Source organism: Mycolicibacillus koreensis, from assembly GCF_002104795.1.
In the GTDB taxonomy this organism is placed as follows: Bacteria; Actinomycetota; Actinomycetes; order Mycobacteriales; family Mycobacteriaceae; genus Mycobacterium; species Mycobacterium koreense.
Window position 1 is genome coordinate 29732 of the sequence record NZ_NCXO01000026.1, and the last position, 19851, is coordinate 49582.

The 19851-nt window shown below is 69.0% G+C and carries 20 protein-coding genes and 2 tRNA genes; 11 read left to right on the forward strand and 11 right to left on the reverse strand.

All coding sequences use genetic code 11. The features are described from left to right. Window positions 1-46: 46 nt before the first annotated feature. The 8 genes from B8W67_RS12230 to rpmH all read right to left on the reverse strand — a co-directional run bounded on the left by B8W67_RS12230 (window position 47) and on the right by rpmH (window position 5291). Window positions 47-1060: a ParB/RepB/Spo0J family partition protein gene (locus B8W67_RS12230; RefSeq protein WP_085304200.1), complete on the reverse strand. Its 1014-nt coding sequence runs from the start codon at window positions 1058-1060 to the stop codon at window positions 47-49. Continuing rightward, window positions 1057-2055, reverse strand: coding sequence for a ParA family protein (locus B8W67_RS12235; protein WP_085304201.1), 999 nt, complete (start codon window positions 2053-2055; stop codon window positions 1057-1059). The genes B8W67_RS12230 and B8W67_RS12235 overlap by 4 nt, the downstream gene beginning before the upstream one ends. Further along, window positions 2052-2747 carry a 16S rRNA (guanine(527)-N(7))-methyltransferase RsmG gene (rsmG, locus tag B8W67_RS12240; protein ID WP_085304240.1) on the reverse strand — a complete coding sequence of 232 codons (696 nt, stop codon included), beginning with the start codon at window positions 2745-2747 and terminating at the stop codon, window positions 2052-2054. Before rsmG ends, B8W67_RS12235 begins: the two co-directional genes overlap by 4 nt. 46 nt (window positions 2748-2793) lie before the next feature. Beyond that, on the reverse strand, window positions 2794-3342 hold the full coding sequence (locus B8W67_RS12245) for a Jag family protein (protein ID WP_085304242.1): 549 nt from the start codon (window positions 3340-3342) through the stop codon (window positions 2794-2796). A 50-nt stretch (window positions 3343-3392) separates the two neighbouring features. Continuing rightward, entirely contained in the window at window positions 3393-4478 is a 1086-nt protein-coding gene (gene yidC, locus B8W67_RS12250; protein WP_085304202.1) for a membrane protein insertase YidC, read from the reverse strand. A gap of 4 nt (window positions 4479-4482) precedes the next feature. Further along, entirely contained in the window at window positions 4483-4716 is a 234-nt protein-coding gene (yidD, locus tag B8W67_RS12255; RefSeq protein WP_207567703.1) for a membrane protein insertion efficiency factor YidD, read from the reverse strand. 65 nt (window positions 4717-4781) lie between these two features. Next, window positions 4782-5144 (reverse strand): ribonuclease P protein component, encoded by a 363-nt coding sequence (gene rnpA / locus B8W67_RS12260; protein WP_085304204.1) that lies wholly within the window; start codon window positions 5142-5144, stop codon window positions 4782-4784. Window positions 5145-5147: 3 nt separating this feature from the next. After that, the gene (gene rpmH, locus B8W67_RS12265) at window positions 5148-5291 is read right to left on the reverse strand and encodes a 50S ribosomal protein L34 (protein ID WP_019735309.1); all 144 of its coding nucleotides are present in this window, start codon (window positions 5289-5291) and stop codon (window positions 5148-5150) included. Window positions 5292-5896: 605 nt separating this feature from the next. Between rpmH and dnaA the strand changes: the two genes are divergently transcribed. From dnaA to B8W67_RS12310, 9 genes are all read left to right on the forward strand, one after another. Next, the gene (gene dnaA / locus B8W67_RS12270) at window positions 5897-7342 is read left to right on the forward strand and encodes a chromosomal replication initiator protein DnaA (protein ID WP_085304205.1); all 1446 of its coding nucleotides are present in this window, start codon (window positions 5897-5899) and stop codon (window positions 7340-7342) included. Window positions 7343-7829: 487 nt separating this feature from the next. Further along, on the forward strand, window positions 7830-9026 hold the full coding sequence (gene dnaN, locus B8W67_RS12275; protein WP_069391638.1) for a DNA polymerase III subunit beta: 1197 nt from the start codon (window positions 7830-7832) through the stop codon (window positions 9024-9026). 17 nt (window positions 9027-9043) lie between these two features. Further along, entirely contained in the window at window positions 9044-10207 is a 1164-nt protein-coding gene (gene recF, locus B8W67_RS12280; RefSeq protein WP_085304206.1) for a DNA replication/repair protein RecF, read from the forward strand. A 68-nt stretch (window positions 10208-10275) separates the two neighbouring features. After that, on the forward strand, window positions 10276-10773 hold the full coding sequence (locus tag B8W67_RS12285) for a DUF721 family protein (protein ID WP_234806743.1): 498 nt from the start codon (window positions 10276-10278) through the stop codon (window positions 10771-10773). A gap of 227 nt (window positions 10774-11000) precedes the next feature. Next, the gene (gene gyrB / locus B8W67_RS12290) at window positions 11001-13028 is read left to right on the forward strand and encodes a DNA topoisomerase (ATP-hydrolyzing) subunit B (protein WP_085304244.1); all 2028 of its coding nucleotides are present in this window, start codon (window positions 11001-11003) and stop codon (window positions 13026-13028) included. A gap of 68 nt (window positions 13029-13096) precedes the next feature. Further along, a complete protein-coding gene (gene gyrA / locus B8W67_RS12295) occupies window positions 13097-15589 on the forward strand; it encodes a DNA gyrase subunit A (protein ID WP_085304208.1) in 2493 nt (830 codons plus the stop codon). Window positions 15590-15600: 11 nt separating this feature from the next. After that, on the forward strand, window positions 15601-16386 hold the full coding sequence (locus B8W67_RS12300; RefSeq protein ID WP_085304209.1) for a DUF3566 domain-containing protein: 786 nt from the start codon (window positions 15601-15603) through the stop codon (window positions 16384-16386). Between the two features lie 75 nt (window positions 16387-16461). Then, window positions 16462-16538 (forward strand) — tRNA-Ile (locus B8W67_RS12305). Window positions 16539-16678: 140 nt separating this feature from the next. Then, window positions 16679-16754, forward strand: a tRNA-Ala gene (locus tag B8W67_RS12310). Between the two features lie 196 nt (window positions 16755-16950). Here B8W67_RS12310 and cwsA read toward each other — a convergent pair. Next, window positions 16951-17412, reverse strand: a complete 462-nt coding sequence (cwsA, locus tag B8W67_RS12315) for a cell wall synthesis protein CwsA (protein ID WP_085304210.1) — start codon at window positions 17410-17412, stop codon at window positions 16951-16953. A 155-nt stretch (window positions 17413-17567) separates the two neighbouring features. Here cwsA and B8W67_RS12320 point away from each other — a divergent pair, with 155 nt between their 5' ends. Further along, window positions 17568-18098, forward strand: coding sequence for a peptidylprolyl isomerase (locus tag B8W67_RS12320; protein WP_085304212.1), 531 nt, complete (start codon window positions 17568-17570; stop codon window positions 18096-18098). A 23-nt stretch (window positions 18099-18121) separates the two neighbouring features. Here B8W67_RS12320 and B8W67_RS12325 read toward each other — a convergent pair whose 3' ends face one another. Beyond that, window positions 18122-18550 (reverse strand): PH domain-containing protein, encoded by a 429-nt coding sequence (locus tag B8W67_RS12325; protein WP_085304214.1) that lies wholly within the window; start codon window positions 18548-18550, stop codon window positions 18122-18124. Window positions 18551-18676: 126 nt separating this feature from the next. Further along, window positions 18677-18958 (reverse strand): cell division protein CrgA, encoded by a 282-nt coding sequence (gene crgA, locus B8W67_RS12330; RefSeq protein ID WP_069391646.1) that lies wholly within the window; start codon window positions 18956-18958, stop codon window positions 18677-18679. A 107-nt stretch (window positions 18959-19065) separates the two neighbouring features. On the opposite strand from crgA, the gene B8W67_RS12335 reads away from it, so the two are divergent. Then, a complete protein-coding gene (locus B8W67_RS12335; RefSeq protein WP_085304216.1) occupies window positions 19066-19839 on the forward strand; it encodes a DUF881 domain-containing protein in 774 nt (257 codons plus the stop codon). Window positions 19840-19851: the final 12 nt, after the last annotated feature.

The window sequence follows — 19851 nt, forward strand, 5'->3', positions numbered from 1 at the left end:
TCGGACACCGTTGTGTCACAGTGACGGAACGTCCCGGTGTCTCCGGTCAGGGCTTCGCAGCGATCATCAACCCCGCGATGCGCTGCAGATCGTCGACCGAGGCGAACTCGACGACGATCTTGCCCTTGCGTTTGCCCAGGCTCACCGTCACCCGGGTGTCGAACGCATCGGAGAGCTGCTCGGCGACATCCTGCAGCCCCGGCATCTGGATCGGCTTGCGTTTCGGCGCCGGCGGGGTGTCGGGGCCGGCCCGGTTGGCCAGCGTGACCGCCTCCTCAGTGGCGCGCACCGAGAGCCCCTCGGCGACGATCCGGGCGGCGAGCTCCTCCTGGGCTTCGGCGCCGGCCTCCAAGGACAGCAGGGCGCGGGCGTGCCCGGCGGAGAGCACCCCGGCGGCCACCCGCCGCTGCACCGCGATCGGCAGCCGCAGCAACCGAATCATGTTGGAGATCAGCGGGCGGGACCGCCCGATCCGCGCGGCGAGTTCGTCGTGGGTGACCCCGAATTCGTCGAGCAGTTGCTGATAGGCGGCGGCTTCCTCCAGGGGGTTGAGTTGCACCCGGTGGATGTTCTCCAGCAGCGCATCGCGCAGCAGCGTGTCGTCGCCGGTGTCGCGGACGATCGCCGGGATCACGTCCAGGCCCGCCTTCTGGGCGGCGCGCCACCGCCGCTCCCCCATGACCAACTGGTAGCGCGGCCCGCCGGCGTCGGCCTTGCCGGCCTCGCGCACCACGATCGGCTGCATCAGGCCGAACTCGCGGATCGAGTGCACCAGCTCGGCCAGCGCCTCCTCGTCGAAGACCTGGCGCGGCTGGCGGGGATTCGGTTCGATCTGCGCCAGGGCGATCTCGCGATACACCGCACCGAGATCCTGACCATCGTGCCCCTGCGCGGGGTCGGGAGCGGCGGCGCGGGCGCCGCCGAGCACGATGTCGGCCGCGGACTCCCCCATCCGCGGGCCCAGCTGCGCCGGATCGGTCTCCCCCGGCGCCGGACCGGTGGGGATCAACGAGGCCAGGCCCCGGCCGAGGCCACCCCGTTTGCGCGCCTGTTGACTCATCGTGGTCCCTTCCCCTGGCCGTCGGCGGGCCGGGTGCGCTCGGCGAGCTCCCGGCTGGCGTCGAGGTAGCTCATCGCGCCCCGTGACCCCGGATCGTAATCGATGATCGTCATGCTGTACCCGGGCGCTTCGGAGACCTTGACGCTGCGGGGCACCACGGTGCGCAGCACCCGGTCGCCGAAGTAGCGCCGCACCTCGTCGGCCACCTGGTCGGCGAGTTTGGTGCGGCCGTCATACATGGTCAGCACGACGGTGCTCACCGCGAGATGCGGGTTCAGGTGGGCCTTGACCATCTCGATGTTGCGCATCAGCTGCGACACCCCTTCCAGCGCGTAGTACTCGCACTGGATCGGGATCAGCACCTCCGCCGCGGCCACCAGCGCGTTGATCGTCAGCAACCCCAGCGACGGCGGGCAGTCGATGAAGACGTAGTCGAAGTCGAGCCCGTCGAGGTCGGTCAGCGCTCTCGCGAGCCGGTTCTCCCGGGCCACCATCGACACCAGTTCGATCTCGGCGCCGGCGAGGTCGATCGTGGCGGGGATGCAGAACAGCCGCGGGCTGTGCGGGCTCTGCCGGACCGCGGCCCGGGCCGGGATCTCGCCGAGCAGCATCTCGTAGGAGGACGGGCTGCCGGACTGACGGTCACTGATGCCCAGCGCGGTGCTGGCGTTGCCCTGCGGGTCGAGGTCGATCACGAGGGTCTTGAGTCCCTGCACCGCGAGGGCGGCGGCGAGGTTCACCGCTGTCGTGGTCTTGCCCACGCCGCCCTTCTGGTTGGCCACGGTGAGCACCCTCCGCCGTGCCGGACGGGGCAACTGGCCCTGCGTGGTGTGCAGCACCCGCATCGCCCGTTCCGCGGCCGCGCCGATCGGAGTATCGATGCTCGGCGGTGTTTCACGTGAAACCGGGCGCGGCGGTGTTTCACGTGAAACCGGCCCTCCCCCGACCTTCGGCGCCGGCGGCACCGGCTCCCGGGGACCGTTCGGCACGTTCATCTCGATCTCCTGCCCGCTCGTTTCGCCGGCCGCGGCCGGCCGCCGCTGCTGCGTCCGCGCACCGCGATCACCACGGTCGCGGGAACCGTCAAAAAGGCCTCGCCACATTTCACCACCCTGACATCCTCGGCGCCTAGCGCCGCCATCCCACGCCGGTGCTCGGCGACCTCCCCGGCCGCCTGCTCGCCCTTGATCGCCAGCATCCGTCCGCCGTCGCGCAGCAACGGCAGGCTCCACCCGGTCAGCCGATCGAGCGGGGCCACGGCGCGCGAGGTGACCACGTCGGCGCCGCCGACCTCGTCCCGGACCGCGGCGTCCTCGGCCCGTCCCCGCACCACCGCAACCGCCACTCCCAACTCGGCCACCGCCTCGCGCAGAAACGTACTGCGGCGCAGCAGCGGTTCCACCAGCGTCACGGTCAGGTCCGGCCGTGCGATCGCCAGGGCCAAGCCGGGCAGTCCCGCCCCGCTGCCGATGTCGACGACACGCTCCCCGGGTTCGATCAGCTCGGCGACCACCGCACAGTTGAGGAGGTGGCGCTCCCACAGCCGGCCCACCTCGCGCGGTCCGAGCAGACCACGCTCGACCCCGGCGCTCACCAACAGTGCGGCGTACCGCTGGGCCGTGCCGAGCCCCGCGCCGAAGACCTCGGCGGCGCCGTCGGGGACATCGGCCGGCTCGGCCTGTTTCACGTGAAACATCCCCTCTTGAAGAACTACATCGATGTAACTCCGGAGGTCAGTCCGGCAGGACGACCACGCGCCGCGCGGGCTCCACGCCCTCGCTCTCGCTGTGCACGCCGTCGACCGCCGCGACCGCGTCGTGGACGATCTTGCGTTCGAACGGCGTCATCGGCGCCAGTTCCTCGCGCTCCCCGGTCTCGGCAACCCGCCGGGCCACCGTGTCGCCGAGGGCGGCCAGCTCGGTGCGCCGGTCGCGTCGCCAGCCGGCGATGTCGAGCATGAGCCGGCTGCGCTCCCCGGTCTTCTGATGCACGGCCAGCCGGGTCAGCTCCTGCAGGGCGTCGAGCACCTCACCGGTGCGACCGACCAGCTTGGTCAGATCGTCGCCACCGTCGATGCTCACCACCGCCCGGTTGCCCTCGACGTCGAGATCGATGTCGCCGTCGAAGTCGAGCAGATCGAGCAACTCCTCGAGGTAGTCCCCGGCGATCTCCCCCTCGGCGACCAAGCGGTCCTCCCCCTCATCGATCCGCTCGACCGCGTCGGCGTCGGTCGCCGTGGTGGTCTCGTCGGTGGCCCCGTCGGCCGTGGTGGCATCGGTCATCGTCGTGTTCTCCTTCTCCCCCGGGTCGGCGCACACCGCGCCGCTCCCGTTCACTGCTTCCGTTTCTTCGGCTTGCGGCCGGGTTGCGGTTTCTTCCCGGCCCTGGCCGCGGCGCTCCCGGCGGTGTCGGTGGCGGCCTTGCTCGGCGCATCGGTGGCGGTGTCGGTCGCGGCGGGACCCTCATCCGCGCCGGTGTCCTCGGCGTCCGGCGCGCCGGCGCGCTTGCCCTTGGCGGGCCGGGTCGGCTTGGCACCGGGGGCCGGCGCGTTGGCCGAGCGACGCTCGAGCACCTCTTGCTTCTTCGCCGCTTCCTCCTCTTCGATCTTGCCGAAGACGTAGTGCTGCTGGCCGAAGGTCCAGATGTTGTTGGAGAACCAGTAGAAGATGATCGCCAACGGCAGGAACGGACCCCCGACCACCACACCGAGCGGGAAGACGTAGAGGGCGAGCTTGTTCATGATCGCGGTCTGCGGGTTGGCGGCGGCCTCCGGGCTCTGCCGGGCCACCGACGCACGACTGTTGAAGTAGGTGGCGATGCCGGCGAGGATCATCACCGGCACCCCGACCGCGATCAACGCGCCCCGACTGAAGTCGTCGCCGAACGCCTCCAGCGTGGGACCGCGCTGGGTCATCGTGGCCCCCAGCGGCGCTCCGAAGAGTTTCGCGTTCAGGAAGTTGCCGACGTCCTCGGCGCTGAAGACGTAGTTGCCCAGCGACGCGTTCTCCTGCACCGACAGGCCGAGTTGCCCGATGCCGGTGCCGGTGCGGTTGAACGACCGCAGCACATGGAACAGGCCCAGGAACACCGGCACCTGGGCAAGCATCGGCAGGCAGCCCAGCAGCGGGTTGAAGTCGTGTTCGCGCTGCAGTTTCTGCATCTCCAGCGCCATCCGCTGGCGGTCCTTGCTGTACTTCTTCTGCAGCGCCTTGATCTGCGGCTGCAGTTCCTGCATCTTGCGGGTGGTGCGGATCTGCCGCACGAACGGCTTGTAGAGGATGGCGCGCAGGGTGAACACCAAAAACATCACCGCCAGCACCCAGGTGTAGAAGCTGGCCGGGCCCAGCACCACGCCGAACAGCTTGTACCAGACCCACATGATCGCGGAGACCGGGTAATAGACGTAGTCGAGACTCATCGGATCAAAGGACAAGGGATTCACTCTCCGCTCGCTGGCCGGTCGCAACGTCGTCGTCGGATTCGGTGGTGCCGGGCACCGGGTCCCAGCCGCCCGGATGCCAGGGCCCGCATTTGAGGAGCCGCCACACCGCGAGCGCCCCGCCGCGCACCAACCCGTGCCGGGTCAGGGCCTCGACCGCGTACTGGCTACAGGTGGGCGTGAACCGGCACGTCGGCAACCGCAGCGGTGAGATCATCCCCCGGTAGCCCTCGATCAGGGCGATCACCACCCGCACCGGGACGCTGCGCCACCGCCGGGCGTTCACCGCCAGCTCCCGGGCCGCGCCGCCGTTCGCGTCAGCGCGGCGCGCAGCTGGGCCGCCATCGCCGCCGAGGACGTCCGGTGGCTACCGGGGCGCGCGCGGATGACCAGCCGGACGTCGGGGTCGAGGTCGTCGATGACGGAGCGGGCCACGTGGCGTAGTTGCCGGGACACCCGGTGACGGACCACGGCGTTGCCGACCGCCTTGCTCACCACCAGCCCAACCCGTGGGCCGGGCGCCGATGCCCCCGGCGTCGCCCGGTGGGCATGCAGGACCAGGGCGGGGTGAGCGCTACGGCGACCGTTTTTGATCGTCGCGGCGAACTCCGCGGAGCGCCGCATCCGATTCCGCGCGGCAAGCACGGATCACGCGGTCAGCGACCGACGGCCCTTACGGCGCCGACCGGACACGATGGCGCGTCCCGCCCGGGTGCGCATCCGCAACCGGAACCCGTGCACGCGGGCACGGCGACGGTTGTTCGGCTGGAAGGTCCGCTTGCCTTTGGCCACGGCTCTCTCTCCTCGCTATGTGTGGCTCACCCGGTGTCCAGTGCATAGCGGTTGGACGCGATGGCCGTTAGGTAGGTCTCATGTGCTGCTGGTAACCGGCGCGGTCCCCACCTGGGTCGCAGCCGTATCGCCGACGTTCGGGCGACTGTTTGAGGGTACTGACCGCGCGTTCCCGGGTCAAACCTCGCCCCGGCCGCCCAGGCCGGCTCCCGGCGGGGCTTCCCGCCGTCCGCCGTGCCCGCGCCGTTCGGATCCCCCGCGTCGACGCCGGCGCACGCGGCCACCACATCAGTCCCATCGATCACAGCCCACCTCGGGTTCTGCGCGAATCTGCCGAAACGATTGGTTGTCGGGGTCCAAAGCTGTTAGCTTCTGGCCGTGTCGTTTCCGGCTGGAACGGCGCCTGACAACGAAGCGCGGATGGCTCGTCGATTGCCCGTCCTCACGACCCTGACGGACCGTCTTGCGCGCCGAACAGGGATGTCGCAGCCTCACTACTGCGGCATCGAACGCTCGTTCCCTCCACAACTGTGGATAACCTCTGTGGAGAGCGGGCGCCGTTCGACGACGCCCGCGACATCACCTCATAGGAGGGGGCTGCTTCGTTGACCGAGGATCCGGGCCGGACATTCGCCGTGGTCTGGCGTGAGGTCGTCGCCGAACTCAACGGCGAGACCGGCCGCCCACCCAACCCCGGTGACCCTCCCCCGTTGAGCCCGCAGCAGAAGGCCTGGCTCAATCTCGTCGAACCGTTGACGATCGCCGAAGGCTTCGCGCTGCTGTCGGTGCCAAGCAGTTACGTCCAGAACGAGATCGAACGCCACCTGCGCAGCCGCATCACCGACGCCTTGAGCAACCGGCTCGGCCAGCCCATCGAGTTGGGGGTGCGCATCGCTCCGCCGACCACCGAGCAGCCCGAGGATCCCGCCGACGACGACCAGGAGACCCTGGTCAGCGGCGAGAACTGGCCGTCGTATTTCGCCGAGCGCCCCATCGGCACCGACTCCACCCAGACCGACGAGACCAGCCTCAACCGGCGCTACACGTTCGAGACGTTCGTGATCGGGTCGTCCAACCGGTTCGCCCACGCGGCGGCGCTGGCGGTCTCCGAAGCCCCGGCGCGCGCCTACAACCCGCTGTTCATCTGGGGCGAGTCCGGTCTGGGCAAGACCCACCTGCTGCACGCCATCGGCAACTACGCCCAGCGGCTGTTCCCGGGCATGCGGGTCAAATACGTCTCCACCGAAGAGTTCACCAACGACTTCATCAACTCGCTGCGCGACGACCGCCGGGTGGCGTTCAAGCGCAGCTACCGCGACATCGACGTGCTGCTCGTCGACGACATCCAGTTCATCGAGGGCAAGGAAGGTATCCAGGAAGAGTTCTTCCACACCTTCAACACGTTGCACAACGCCAACAAACAGATCGTCATCTCCTCCGACCGTCCTCCCAAACAGCTTGCGACACTGGAGGAAAGGCTGCGAACCCGCTTCGAATGGGGCCTGATCACCGATGTGCAGCCCCCGGAGCTGGAGACCCGGATCGCGATCTTGAGCAAGAAGGCCCAGACCGACCGTCTCGATGTTCCCAGCGACGTACTCGAGTTGATCGCCAGCAGCATCGAACGCAACATCCGCGAGTTGGAGGGCGCGCTGATCCGGGTCACCGCGTTCGCGTCGCTGAACAAAAGCCCCATCGACACCGCGCTGGCCGAGATCGTCCTGCAGGACCTGATCACCCATCCCAGCTCGATGCAGATCAGCTCGGCGACGATCATGGCCGCCACCGCGGAGTACTTCGAGACCACCGTCGAGGAGTTGCGCGGGCCCGGTAAGTCCCGGGCACTGGCCCAACCCCGCCAGATCGCGATGTATCTGTGTCGGGAGCTCACCGACCTGTCGCTGCCGAAGATCGGTCAGTCCTTCGACCGTGACCACACCACGGTGATGTACGCCCAGCGCAAGATCCTCGCCGAGATGGCGGAGCGTCGTGAGGTCTTCGAACACGTCAAAGAACTCACCACCCGCATCCGTCAGCGCTCCCGCCAGTAGTTTCCGGCCGGCCCAGCGAAACAACTTGGGCAACACCTGTCCCAGCCGGCGTTGTGGACAACCTGGGGATGAAACCGCCAAACCTTCGGACCGACGTGGGACCGTTGTCCCCAACCACCGACGGTCCCCAGCCCTCCACAGCCGTGCGCTGATCGGTCCACCGGGTTGTCCCCACCGTGGTACCCGCGTCGACCAGCGGCGATGGGCGGTTATACCCAGCTTCCACAGGACCTATTACTGATACTGAATTATCTCTTGATTCCTTCAACAGAAAACAGCACCTGGGGACGGTCTCATCCACACCGGCCCGTTGCCCGGTCCGTCGGCGCTTCGCAGCGCCGGTGACCAACTTTCCAGAACTCCCGGAAAGCTCTACGGTTGTCACGCGAGGCCGTTACGGTCGTCGTGGCGTCGCACGCCCGCTGGTGTTCGTCACCGAGGTGGCCGCCGGTCGGGAGCTTGTCATGAGGGGTGATGAAGGGACGCTATGGACGGGGCAACGAACGTTGATCTCGGTGATCTGAAGTTCCGTGTTGTTCGCGACGACTTCGCCGACGCGGTGGCCTGGGTGGCCAAGAACCTCCCGTCGCGACCGCCGAACCCGGTGCTGGCCGGGGTGCTGCTCACCGGCACCGAGGACGGTCTGACGATCTCCGGATTCGACTACGAGGTCTCCGCGGTGGTGCGGCTTCCCGCCGAAATCGCCGGTACCGGAAGCGTTTTGGTGTCCGGTCGGCTGCTGTCCGACATCACCCGAGCCATGCCGGCCAAACCCGTCGACGTTGCTGTCGACGGCACCCGGGTGGCGTTGACCTGCGGCAACGCCAAGTTTTCGCTGCCCACCATGGCCGTCGAGGACTATCCCACGCTGCCGAACCTGCCGGCGGAGACCGGGACGTTGCCGGCCGACGTGTTCGGCGAGGCCATCGGGCAGGTCGCCGTCGCCGCCGGCAAGGACGACACGCTGCCGATGCTCACCGGCATCCGGATGGAAATCTCCGGCGAGACTGTCGTTTTGGCGGCCACCGACCGGTTCCGCCTCGCTGTGCGCCAGGTGACGTGGTCGGCCGGATCCAGTGACATCCAGGCCGCGGTGCTGGTGCCGGCCAAGACCCTGTCGGAGGCGGCGAAGTCCGGCACGCACGGCGCTGACGTGCACCTGGCCCTCGGCGGTGGAACCGACGTCGGCACCGAGGGCCTGCTCGGCATCAGCGGCGACGGCAAGCAAAGCACGACCCGGCTGCTCGACGCGGAGTTCCCGAAATTCCGCCAGTTGCTGCCGGCCGAGCACGCCGCGGTCGCCGTGGTCGACGTCGCCGAACTCACCGATGCCATCAAGCGTGTCGCGCTGGTCGCCGACCGGGGCGCGCAGGTGCGCATCGAGTTCTCCGAAGGGACCCTGCAGTTGTCGGCCGGTGCCGACGACGTCGGGCGTGCCGAGGAACATCTCGCCGTCGACTTCGTCGGTGAACCGTTGACGATCGCGTTCAACCCGACCTACCTCAGCGACGGGTTGAGTTCGCTGCACTCCGATCGGGTTTGGATGGGATTCACCACTTCCAACAAACCCGCGGTGCTGCGGCCCGCGGCCGCCGAGGACACCGCGCCCGAGGGTTCGGGGCCGTTCCCGACCGCCGAGACCGACTACGTCTATCTGCTGATGCCGGTGCGGCTGCCCGGCTGAGGACGCCTGGAGCGCCGATGTACGTTCGCCAGCTCGGGTTACACGACTACCGCTCGTGGGACACCGTCGACATCGACTTGGAACCCGGTTGCACCGTCTTCGTCGGCAAGAACGGCTTCGGTAAGACCAATCTCCTTGAGGCGCTGTGGTATTCATCCACGTTAGGGTCTCACCGCGTCGCCACGGATGCGCCGCTGATCCGGGCGGGTGCCGAGCGTGCGGTGATCTCGACCATCGTGGTCAACGACGGCCGTGAGCTCGCCGTCGACCTCGAGATCGCCGCAGGGCGGGCCAACAAGGCGCGGCTGAACCGCTCCCCGGTGCGCAGCCCGAGGGAGATCCTCGGGGTCCTGCGGTCGGTGCTGTTCGCCCCCGAGGACCTGGCGCTGGTGCGCGGCGATCCCGGCGATCGGCGCCGGTTCCTCGATGACCTCGCCGCTCAGCGCCGCCCCCGGCTGGCCGCGGTGCGCGCCGACTACGAGCGGGTGCTGCGCCAGCGCACCGCGCTGCTGAAAACCGCGGCCGGCGCGCGCCACCGCGCCGACGCCGGGGTGCTCGACACCCTGGAGGTGTGGGACGGCCACCTCGCCGAACACGGGGCGGCACTGATGGCCGCACGCATCGGGCTCATCGACGACCTCACCCCGCAGGTCGCCAAGGCCTATCACCTACTGGCACCGTCGTCGCGCCCGGCGGCCATCGCCTACCGCGGCAGCGTCGAGGTCGACACCGCCGCGCTGCCCGCCGACCCCACCGCACGTCAGGACGCGTTGCGCGACGCGCTGCTCGACGGACTCGCGTCGCGGCGCAGCGCCGAGCTCGACCGCGGGGTCTGCCTGGTCGGCCCACACCGTGACGACCTGGAATTACGCCTGGGCGATCACCCGGCCAAGGGTTTCGCCAGCCACGGCGAATCCTGGTCGATGGCGTTGTCGTTGCGGCTGGCCGGGTTCGAGTTGCTGCGCACCGAGGGCAGCGACCCGGTGTTGTTGCTCGACGACGTGTTCGCCGAGCTCGACACCGCGCGCCGCGGCGCCCTCGCCGACGTCGCCGGGGACGTCGAGCAGGTCCTGATCACCGCCGCGGTCGCCGAGGACATTCCCGAGCCGCTGCGGGCCCGCCAGTTCGGGATCACCCTCGTCGACGGCCCCGAGGGGCCGGTCTCGGTGGTGGCCGCGTGAGCGACGAACCCCGCGAGGAACCCCGCGACGGATCCCGGCCCCCCGAGCACCTTGCCGGGCTGCCCGGCATGGATCTGGTGCGCCGCACCCTGGCCGAGGCCCGCGAGGCGGCCCGCAGCCAGGGCAAGGACATCGGCCGTCAACAGCGCGCCCCGCTGCCCGGGCGGGTGACCGGCCGCCGGCGGCGCTGGTCGGGGCCCGGCCCCGATCACCGGGACCCGCAGCCCCTCGATGACGCCGCGGCCGATTTGGCGCAGCGGCGCGGCTGGACCGCACGGGTCGCCGAGGGATCGGTCTTCGCCCGCTGGGCGGCACTGGTCGGTGACGACATCGCCCAGCACGCCCACCCCACCGCGCTGCGCGACGGGGTGCTGGCCATCGCCGCGGAATCGACCGCCTGGGCCACCCAACTGCGGATGATGCAGGCCCAGCTGCTCGCCAAGATCGCCGCGGCCGTCGGCGACGGAGTGGTCACCGCGGTCAAGATCTCCGGGCCGGTCGCCCCGTCCTGGCGCAAGGGACCGCGCCATATCCGCGGCCGCGGACCCCGCGACACCTACGGCTGAGACCGGATGACGAGAACACTGGTCTCAACGCCCCGAGGAGCCCGTGGAGACGTCGCGCCACCGGAAGGACATACCCGAAACAAAAATATCGTCCGCACGGGTCAAATAGATAGGTGGAAACACGCCCAGAAAACCGGTGCTGTCGGTCGATCACGGTAGACTGAACGCACGCCTAGCGGCGGTGACCGTTCCGTCCGCCCGTGACCCCCGAGGAGACCTGTCCGACCGTGGCTGCGCAGAAGAAGAAAAAAGACGAGTACGGCGCCCAGTCCATCACCATCCTGGAAGGCCTGGAGGCCGTCCGCAAGCGCCCCGGCATGTACATCGGCTCCACCGGCGAGCGCGGGCTGCACCACCTGGTCTGGGAGGTCGTCGACAACGCCGTCGACGAGGCGATGGCCGGCTACGCCAGCACCATCGAGGTGGAGTTGCTCGAGGACGGCGGGGTGCAGGTCCGCGACGACGGCCGCGGCATCCCGGTGGCCATGCACGCCTCCGGGGTTCCCACCGTGGACGTGGTGATGACCCAGCTGCACGCTGGCGGCAAGTTCGACTCCGATGCCTACGCCGTCTCCGGCGGGCTGCACGGGGTCGGGGTGTCGGTGGTCAACGCGCTGTCCACCCGCCTGGAGGTCGAGATCTCGCGCAACGGCAGCGAATGGTTCCAGACCTACGACCACTCCGTTCCGGGCACGCTGAAAGAGGGCGGCAAAACCCAAAAGACCGGAACGACCGTCCGGTTCTGGGCCGACCCGGACGTCTTCGAGACCACCGAGTACGACTTCGAGACCGTCTCGCGCCGGCTGCAGGAGATGGCGTTCCTCAACAAGGGCCTGATCATCACCCTCACCGACCGGCGCGTCCGCAAGGAGGAGGTCGTCGACGAGGTCGTCAGCGATGTCGCCGAGGCACCCAAGACCGCCGGCGAGCAGGCCGCCGAGGCCGAGGGGCCGCAGAAGGTCAAACACCGCAAGTTCCACTACCCCGGCGGGCTCGTCGACTACGTCAAACACATCAACCGCACCAAGAAGCCGATCCACAACAGCGTGGTCGACTTCTCCGGCAAGGGTGAGGGCCACGAGGCCGAGATCGCCATGCAGTGGAACGACGGCTACTCCGAATCGGTGCACACGTTCGCCAACACGATCAACACCGCCGAAGGCGGCACCCACGAAGAGGGATTCCGCTCGGCGCTGACGTCGGTGGTCAACCGGTATGCGCGAGACCGCAAGCTGCTCAAGGAGAAAGACAGCAACCTCACCGGCGATGACATCCGTGAGGGGCTCGCCGCGGTGATCTCGGTCAAGGTCAGCGAACCGCAGTTCGAAGGCCAGACCAAGACCAAACTGGGCAACACCGAGGTGAAGTCGTTCGTGCAGAAGGTCTGCAACGAACAGCTCACCCACTGGTTCGAATCGAACCCGTCGGAGGCCAAGTCCGTGGTCAACAAGGCGGTCGCCTCGTCGCAGGCCCGCCTGGCCGCCCGAAAGGCACGGGATCTGGTGCGCCGCAAGAGTGCAACCGATCTCGGTGGATTGCCGGGCAAGCTGGCCGACTGCCGCTCACAGGACCCCACCAAGTCCGAACTGTATGTGGTGGAAGGTGATTCGGCCGGCGGCTCCGCCAAGAGCGGGCGTGACTCGATGTTCCAGGCGATCCTGCCGCTGCGCGGCAAGATCATCAACGTCGAGAAGGCACGCATCGACCGGGTGCTGAAGAACACCGAGGTCCAGGCCATCATCACCGCGCTGGGCACCGGCATCCACGACGAGTTCGACATCGCCAAGCTGCGGTACCACAAGATCGTGCTGATGGCCGACGCCGACGTCGACGGCCAGCACATCGCCACCCTGCTGTTGACGCTGCTGTTCCGGTTCATGCGACCGCTGATCGAGAACGGCCACGTCTTTTTGGCCCAGCCCCCGCTGTACAAGCTGAAATGGCAGCGCGGCGTGGACCCGGAGTTCGCCTACTCCGACCGGGAACGCGACGGTCTGCTCGCGGCGGGCCTCGAAGCCGGCAAGAAGATCAACAAAGACGACGGCATCCAGCGGTACAAGGGTCTCGGGGAGATGGACGCCAAGGAACTCTGGGAGACCACCATGGACCCGACCGTGCGGGTGCTGCGCCAGGTCACCCTCGACGACGCCGCCGCGGCCGACGAGCTGTTCTCGATCCTCATGGGCGAGGACGTCGAGGCGCGGCGCAGTTTCATCACCCGCAACGCCAAAGACGTTCGCTTCCTGGATGTCTGACCGTCCGCCACTTCTGCATCGAGACGCATCAGCTTTCTGAGACTTTCTGACCGAGGAACGGGGACCTTATGACCGACACCACCTTGCCGCCCGACGACCCGGCCGACCGCATCGAACCGGTCGACATCCAGCAGGAGATGCAGCGCAGCTACATCGACTACGCGATGAGCGTCATCGTCGGACGTGCCCTGCCCGAGGTGCGCGACGGCCTCAAACCGGTGCACCGCCGCGTGCTCTACGCCATGTACGACTCGGGGTTCCGTCCCGACCGCGGCCACGCCAAATCGGCGCGGTCGGTCGCCGAGACCATGGGCAACTACCACCCGCACGGCGACTCGTCGATCTACGACACCTTGGTGCGCATGGCGCAGTCCTGGTCGATGCGCTACCCGCTGGTCGACGGTCAGGGCAACTTCGGGTCGCCGGGTAACGACCCGGCTGCGGCCATGCGGTACACCGAGGCACGCCTGACGCCGCTGGCGATGGAGATGCTGCGCGAAATCGACGAGGAGACCGTCGATTTCATCCCCAACTACGACGGCCGGGTCCAAGAGCCCACGGTGTTGCCCAGCCGGTTCCCCAACCTGTTGGCCAACGGCTCCGGCGGCATCGCCGTCGGTATGGCCACCAACATCCCCCCGCACAACCTCAACGAACTCGCCGAGGCGGTGTACTGGGCGCTGGACAACCACGACGCCGACGAGGAGACCACCCTGGCCGCGGTGATGGAGCGGGTCAAAGGCCCCGACTTCCCCACCGCCGGGCTGATCGTCGGATCCCAGGGCATCCACGACGCCTACACCACCGGGCGCGGCTCGATCCGGATGCGTGGCGTCGTCGAGATCGAAGAGGACGCCAAGGGGCGCAGCTCGCTGGTGATCACCGAGCTGCCCTATCAGGTCAACCACGACAACTTCATCACCTCGATCGCCGAGCAGGTCCGCGACGGCAAACTCTCCGGCATCTCCCACATCGAGGACCAGAGCAGCGAGCGGGTCGGCCTGCGCATCGTCATCGACATCAAACGTGACGCGGTCGCCAAGGTGGTGCTCAACAACCTCTACAAGCACACCCAACTGCAGACCAGTTTCGGGGCCAACATGCTGTCGATCGTCGACGGCGTGCCGCGCACCCTGCGCCTGGACCAGATGATCCGGCTCTACGTCGAGCACCAACTCGACGTGATCGTGCGCCGCACCCGCTACCGGCTGCGCAAAGCCAACGAGCGGGCCCACATCCTGCGCGGGCTGGTCAAGGCCCTCGACGCCCTCGACGAGGTGATCGCGTTGATCCGGTCGTCGCAGACCGTCGACGACGCCCGCACCGGCCTGATCGAGCTGCTCGACATCGACGAGATCCAGGCCCAGGCCATCCTCGACATGCAGCTGCGGCGCCTGGCCGCGCTGGAGCGGCAGAAGATCGTCGACGATCTGGCCAAGATCGAGGCCGAGATCGCCGACCTCGAGGACATCCTGGCCAAACCGGAGCGCCAGCGCACCATCGTGCGCGACGAGCTGCGCGACATCGTCGAGCGCCACGGCGACGAACGGCGCTCGCGGATCATCCCCGCCGACGGCGACGTCAGCGACGAGGACCTCATCGCCCGCGAGGACGTGGTGGTCACCATCACCGAGACCGGATACGCCAAACGCACCCGCACCGACCTGTACCGCAGCCAGAAACGCGGCGGCAAGGGGGTGCAGGGCGCGGGTCTCAAACAGGACGACATCGTCAAACACTTCTTCGTCTGCTCCACCCACGACTGGATCCTGTTCTTCACCACCCAGGGCCGGGTGTACCGCGCCAAGGCCTACGACCTGCCGGAGGCCTCCCGCACCGCCCGCGGCCAGCACGTGGCCAACCTGCTGGCCTTCCAGCCCGAGGAGCGCATCGCCCAGGTCATCCAGATCAAGGGCTACGAGGACGCCCCCTACCTGGTGTTGGCAACCCGCAACGGCCTGGTCAAGAAGTCCAAGCTCACCGACTTCGACTCCAACCGCTCCGGCGGCATCGTGGCGATCAACCTGCGTGACGGCGACGAACTGGTCGGCGCGGTGCTCTGCTCCGCCGACGACGACCTGCTGTTGGTGTCGGCCAACGGTCAGTCGATCCGGTTCTCGGCCACCGACGAGGCACTGCGGCCGATGGGCCGGGCCACCTCCGGTGTGCAGGGCATGCGGTTCAACGAGGACGACAAGCTGCTCTCGCTCAACGTGGTGCGCCAGGACACCTACCTGCTGGTGGCCACCTCCGGCGGTTACGCCAAACGCACCGCGATCGAGGAATACAGCCCCCAGGGCCGCGGCGGCAAGGGCATCCTGACGATCATGTACGACAAGCGTCGCGGCCGCCTCGTCGGTGCCCTCATCGTCGACGACGACAGCGAGGTCTACGCCATCACCTCCGGTGGCGGGGTGATCCGCACCCGCGCCAAACAGGTCCGCAAGGCCGGCCGCCAAACCAAGGGTGTGCGGTTGATGAACTTGGGTGAGGGCGACACACTGTTAGCGATCGCTCGCAACGCCGACATCGTCGACGATGACACCGACACCGAAGCCTAAGGAGCCCCCCGGTGACAACGCCTAAACAGCCGGAGCAGCCCGGGCCGGCCGCCGACACCGCGGCCTCCCCGTCCCCCGACGGGCCGCCCGCGGCGCCGACCCGGTCGGCGCCCTCCGGTGAGGTGCCCCCGCCCTGGCAGCGCGGGGTCACCAAGCCGCGCCCGGCTCCCGGCGCGCACGCCGCGGCGCCGAAACCGGCCGCCCCGGCCGCCCCCCCGCCGGCCAAACCCACCGAGGTGACCCGCGTCGAGCCCACCCCGGTGGCCGCGGAGTCCTACGCCAGCGAACTGCCGGACCTGTCCGGGGCGGGCCGCACCGGCGCACACAAGCCGACGGGCCGGACCGCCGAGGGCACGGCGGCGGCGCCGAGCACCACCGGCACCGCGCGCCCCGCCCGCACCACCCGTGCGGTCCAGGTCAGCCGGCACAACGGTCCCCTGCGGGCCAGCATGCAGCTGCGCCGGGTCGACCCGTGGACCACGTTGAAAGCCTCGCTGATCCTGTCGGTGGCGCTGTTTTTCGTGTGGATGATCGCGGTGGCGTTCCTCTACCTGATCCTCGGCGCGATGGGGGTGTGGAGCAAACTCAACAGCAACGTCGGTGACCTGCTGCACCAGACCAATGTCGGCGGCGGCGGCGACATCATCTCCGCCGGCACGATCTTCGGCGGGGCCACGCTGATCGGGCTGGTCAACATCGTGTTGCTGACCGCGATGGCGGCCCTCGGCGCCTTCGTCTACAACCTCACCGCCGACCTGGTCGGCGGGGTGGAGGTCACCCTCGCCGACCGGGATTGACCACCGGGAGCACCGCGCGTTTGGGGGCCGGTGCCCCGGTGCGGTAATCTCGGCGCTCGATCAGATCGGTTTCCCGGGCCTATAGCTCAGGCGGTTAGAGCGCTTCGCTGATAACGAAGAGGTCGGAGGTTCGAGTCCTCCTAGGCCCACCACAGGGGTGAGAAAGGGACGGCATGCGACGGGTGATCGTGGTGGTGGCCGCGCTGAGCGTGGCCGCTGCCCTCGCGGTGCGCGAGCGTCGGCAGGCCGCCGTGTGGCACACCCTCGCCGACCGGCACGGCTAGATCGTCACGGGGACTTAGCTCAGTTGGTAGAGCGGTAGCTTTGCAAGCTTCAGGTCAGGGGTTCGATTCCCCTAGTCTCCACCAAAACACTGGTCACTGCTGACCCGGCAGCCCCAGGGGTTTCCCGGCGGGCGGGCGATCGGGGCGGCGGGGACCGGATGCGTGACTGAGATCGACAGCGGAGCGGACACACTCCCCCAGATTTGGGGCCCGTATGTCCACTGGGACGTCGATCTCAGCAGAACCCCGGCGGTTTCCGGCCGCTAAGGCGTAGTTTCCGCTACGGCCGCGGCTGCACGTCCACACTCGGCGGGCGCGGCGAGGACTCCTCGGCGGCGCCCGCCGAGCGGCGGATCAGCACCACACCGGCGATCCCGCCGGCCACCGCCGCGGTGGCCGCCCCGGCGATCAGCCACGGCCGCCGGCTGCGGCGCTGTTCGCGGCGGGCATCGCGGAGCGCCTGCGGCAGGCCGGCGACGACCTGCTGGGCGGCGGCGAACTCATCGGCGAGGGTGTCGCCGGCGGCACTGACCTCCCGGGCCAGCCGACCCTCCTGGTAGCGGCGGCGCAACCCGGTCGCGCCGGCACGGGCGGTGTGCAGCCCGAGGCCCACCACCCCGCGGGTCACATCGACCGGGCCGAGCGCGGTGTAGGCGAGCCCGCGGGTCAACCGCTGGCGCGGGGTGAGGCCCTCGGCATCGGCGGGGGCGTCCCGCAGTGCCGTCGCGGATTTCCTGCTCATCTCTCACCTCTCGCCGGGCGGACAGCAATACGTCCCTAGCCTGCCATCTCCGCTGTCGCCGTGCGGGCAGTTGTGGCCGGGTCGGTGTGGCGCCCGCCCCCAACGGGGACCCCGGGGGTGCCCGCGGGTCTCGGCATCGGGCAGACTGTTCAGTCGTGACCAACAGCCCTATTCAGACCGGCAGCGCGACCCTGCACACCAACCGCGGTGACATCACGATCGCGCTCTTCGGCAACCACGCCCCCAAGACCGTCGAGAACTTCGTCGGCCTCGCGCAGGGGACCAAGGAGTACCGCACCACCAACGCCTCCGGCGGATCGGACGGCCCGTTCTACAACGGCGCGATCTTCCACCGGGTGATCGCCGGGTTCATGATCCAGGGCGGCGACCCCAGCGGCACCGGCCGCGGCGGGCCGGGCTACCAGTTCGCCGACGAATTCCACCCCGAGCTGGCGTTCGACAAGCCCTACCTGCTGGCCATGGCCAACGCCGGCCCCGGCACCAACGGCTCGCAGTTCTTCATCACGGTCGGGCCGACCCCGCACCTGACCCGCCGGCACACCATTTTCGGTGAGGTCGTCGACCCCGCCTCCCGCCAGGTGGTCGACACCATCGCCAACACCGTCACCGACGGCAATGACCGCCCGACCGATGCGGTGGTCATCGAGTCGATCACGATCGACTAGACCGCATCGACTAGACCGCGCTGTCAGGAACCGGCGCCGGCGTAGCCGGCGTCGGTGAGCGCATCGAGCACCGCCACCGGGTCGGTGCCCAGATCCCAGCGCGACAACACCCACAGCCGGTCCTGTGTCGCCTCGATCTCCAGCAGCCGGGTGGTGCGCCCGATCCGGGCGAACTCGGTGACCCGGATCAGCGTGATCTCGGTGCGCGGCACCCGGTGCACCCGCAGCCAGCCGCGCACCACCAGCGCGCCGTCGTCGACGGCGAGGCGGGGCCGCGCGCGCCAGGACACCGCGGCGAACACCGCCAGCCCCGCCCCGGCCAGCGTGACCAGGATCCGGCCCGGCGGATCGGTGACCACCGCCAGGCCCACCACCAGCAGGATCATCCCCGCCAACCCGGCCCCGGCGATGCCGGCCGGCGGCGGCGACCACTGCCTGACCGCGGCGCTCATCCCCACCCCCACGACACGTTATCCACAGGCGTTATCCACAGTGGGGATAAATGACATGGATGTGATTGGGTCACGAAACGGTGATCGGCGGGGTAACGACGCGATAACAGCACCCGACGATCCGGGTCACCGCCACCGCATCGTCAACAGCAGACCGCTGATCATGAACGCGAACGCGATCGCGTAGTTCCAGGGGCCGAGATCGGCCATCCACACCAGCGCCGGGGGCACGTCGTAGCCGGTGGCGGCCAGCTGGTAGACCATCAGCCAGACCAGCCCGAACAGCATCAGCCCCACGAACAGCGCCACGAACCACACACTGGACGGCCCGGCCTTCACCTTGACCGGGGTGCGGCTCACCGCGCTGGCGGCGAAGTCGTTTTTCTTACGGACTTTGGACTTGGGCATCGATACCTCAGATACTGAAGATACTGCGCGGTCGGGGTGAGCCCCCGGCGAACATTCGTCGGGTACGAGCCTAACGCAGCGGGTCGGTGGAGAAGAATGGAGAGCCGATGGTCTCGAGCGAGCCGGTGGTCGCGAGCGACGCCGAGCGCCGCCACCCGCTGTGGTCGGCGGGGGTGCCGGCGGTCTGCCTGGCCGCCGGGCTGCTGCTGGCCACCACCCACGGGGTGTCCGGGGGCGGGGAGATCCGCGGCAGCGACGCGCCGCGCCTGGTCGACATGGTGCACGCCGCCGAGCAGCACGTCGACGACTTGGCCGCCCGCCGCGACACCCTGACCGACCAGATCGACTCGGTGCACGGCGCGTCGGCCGACGCCGCCCTGACGGCGATGCTCACCCGCGCCGCCACCCTGTCCGCGCAGGCCGGGCTGGACCCGCTGCGCGGGCCCGGGCTGGTGGTCACCCTCACCGACGCCCAACGCGACGCCGACGGCCGCTTCCCCCGCGACGCCGCCCCCGACGACCTGGTGGTCCACCAGCAGGACATCCAGGGCGTGCTCAATGCGTTGTGGAGTGCCGGCGCCGACGCCATCCAGGTCCAAGACCAGCGGATCATCGCCACCTCGGCGGTGCGGTGCGTGGGCAACACGCTGCTGCTCAACGGCCGCACCTACAGCCCGCCCTACACGGTGACCGCGATCGGCGACGCCGAGGCGATGCGCGCCGCCCTCGCCGTGTCGCCGCGGGTGATCCTGTACCGGCAGTATGTGGTCCGTTTCGGCCTCGGCTACAGCGAGGAGGTGCGCTCCGAGGTCGAGGTCGCCGGGCACACCCAGCCGCTGCGGCTGCGCTACGCCCAGCCCAGCGGGCCGGTCGGGTACTGACCGCGCACCCGG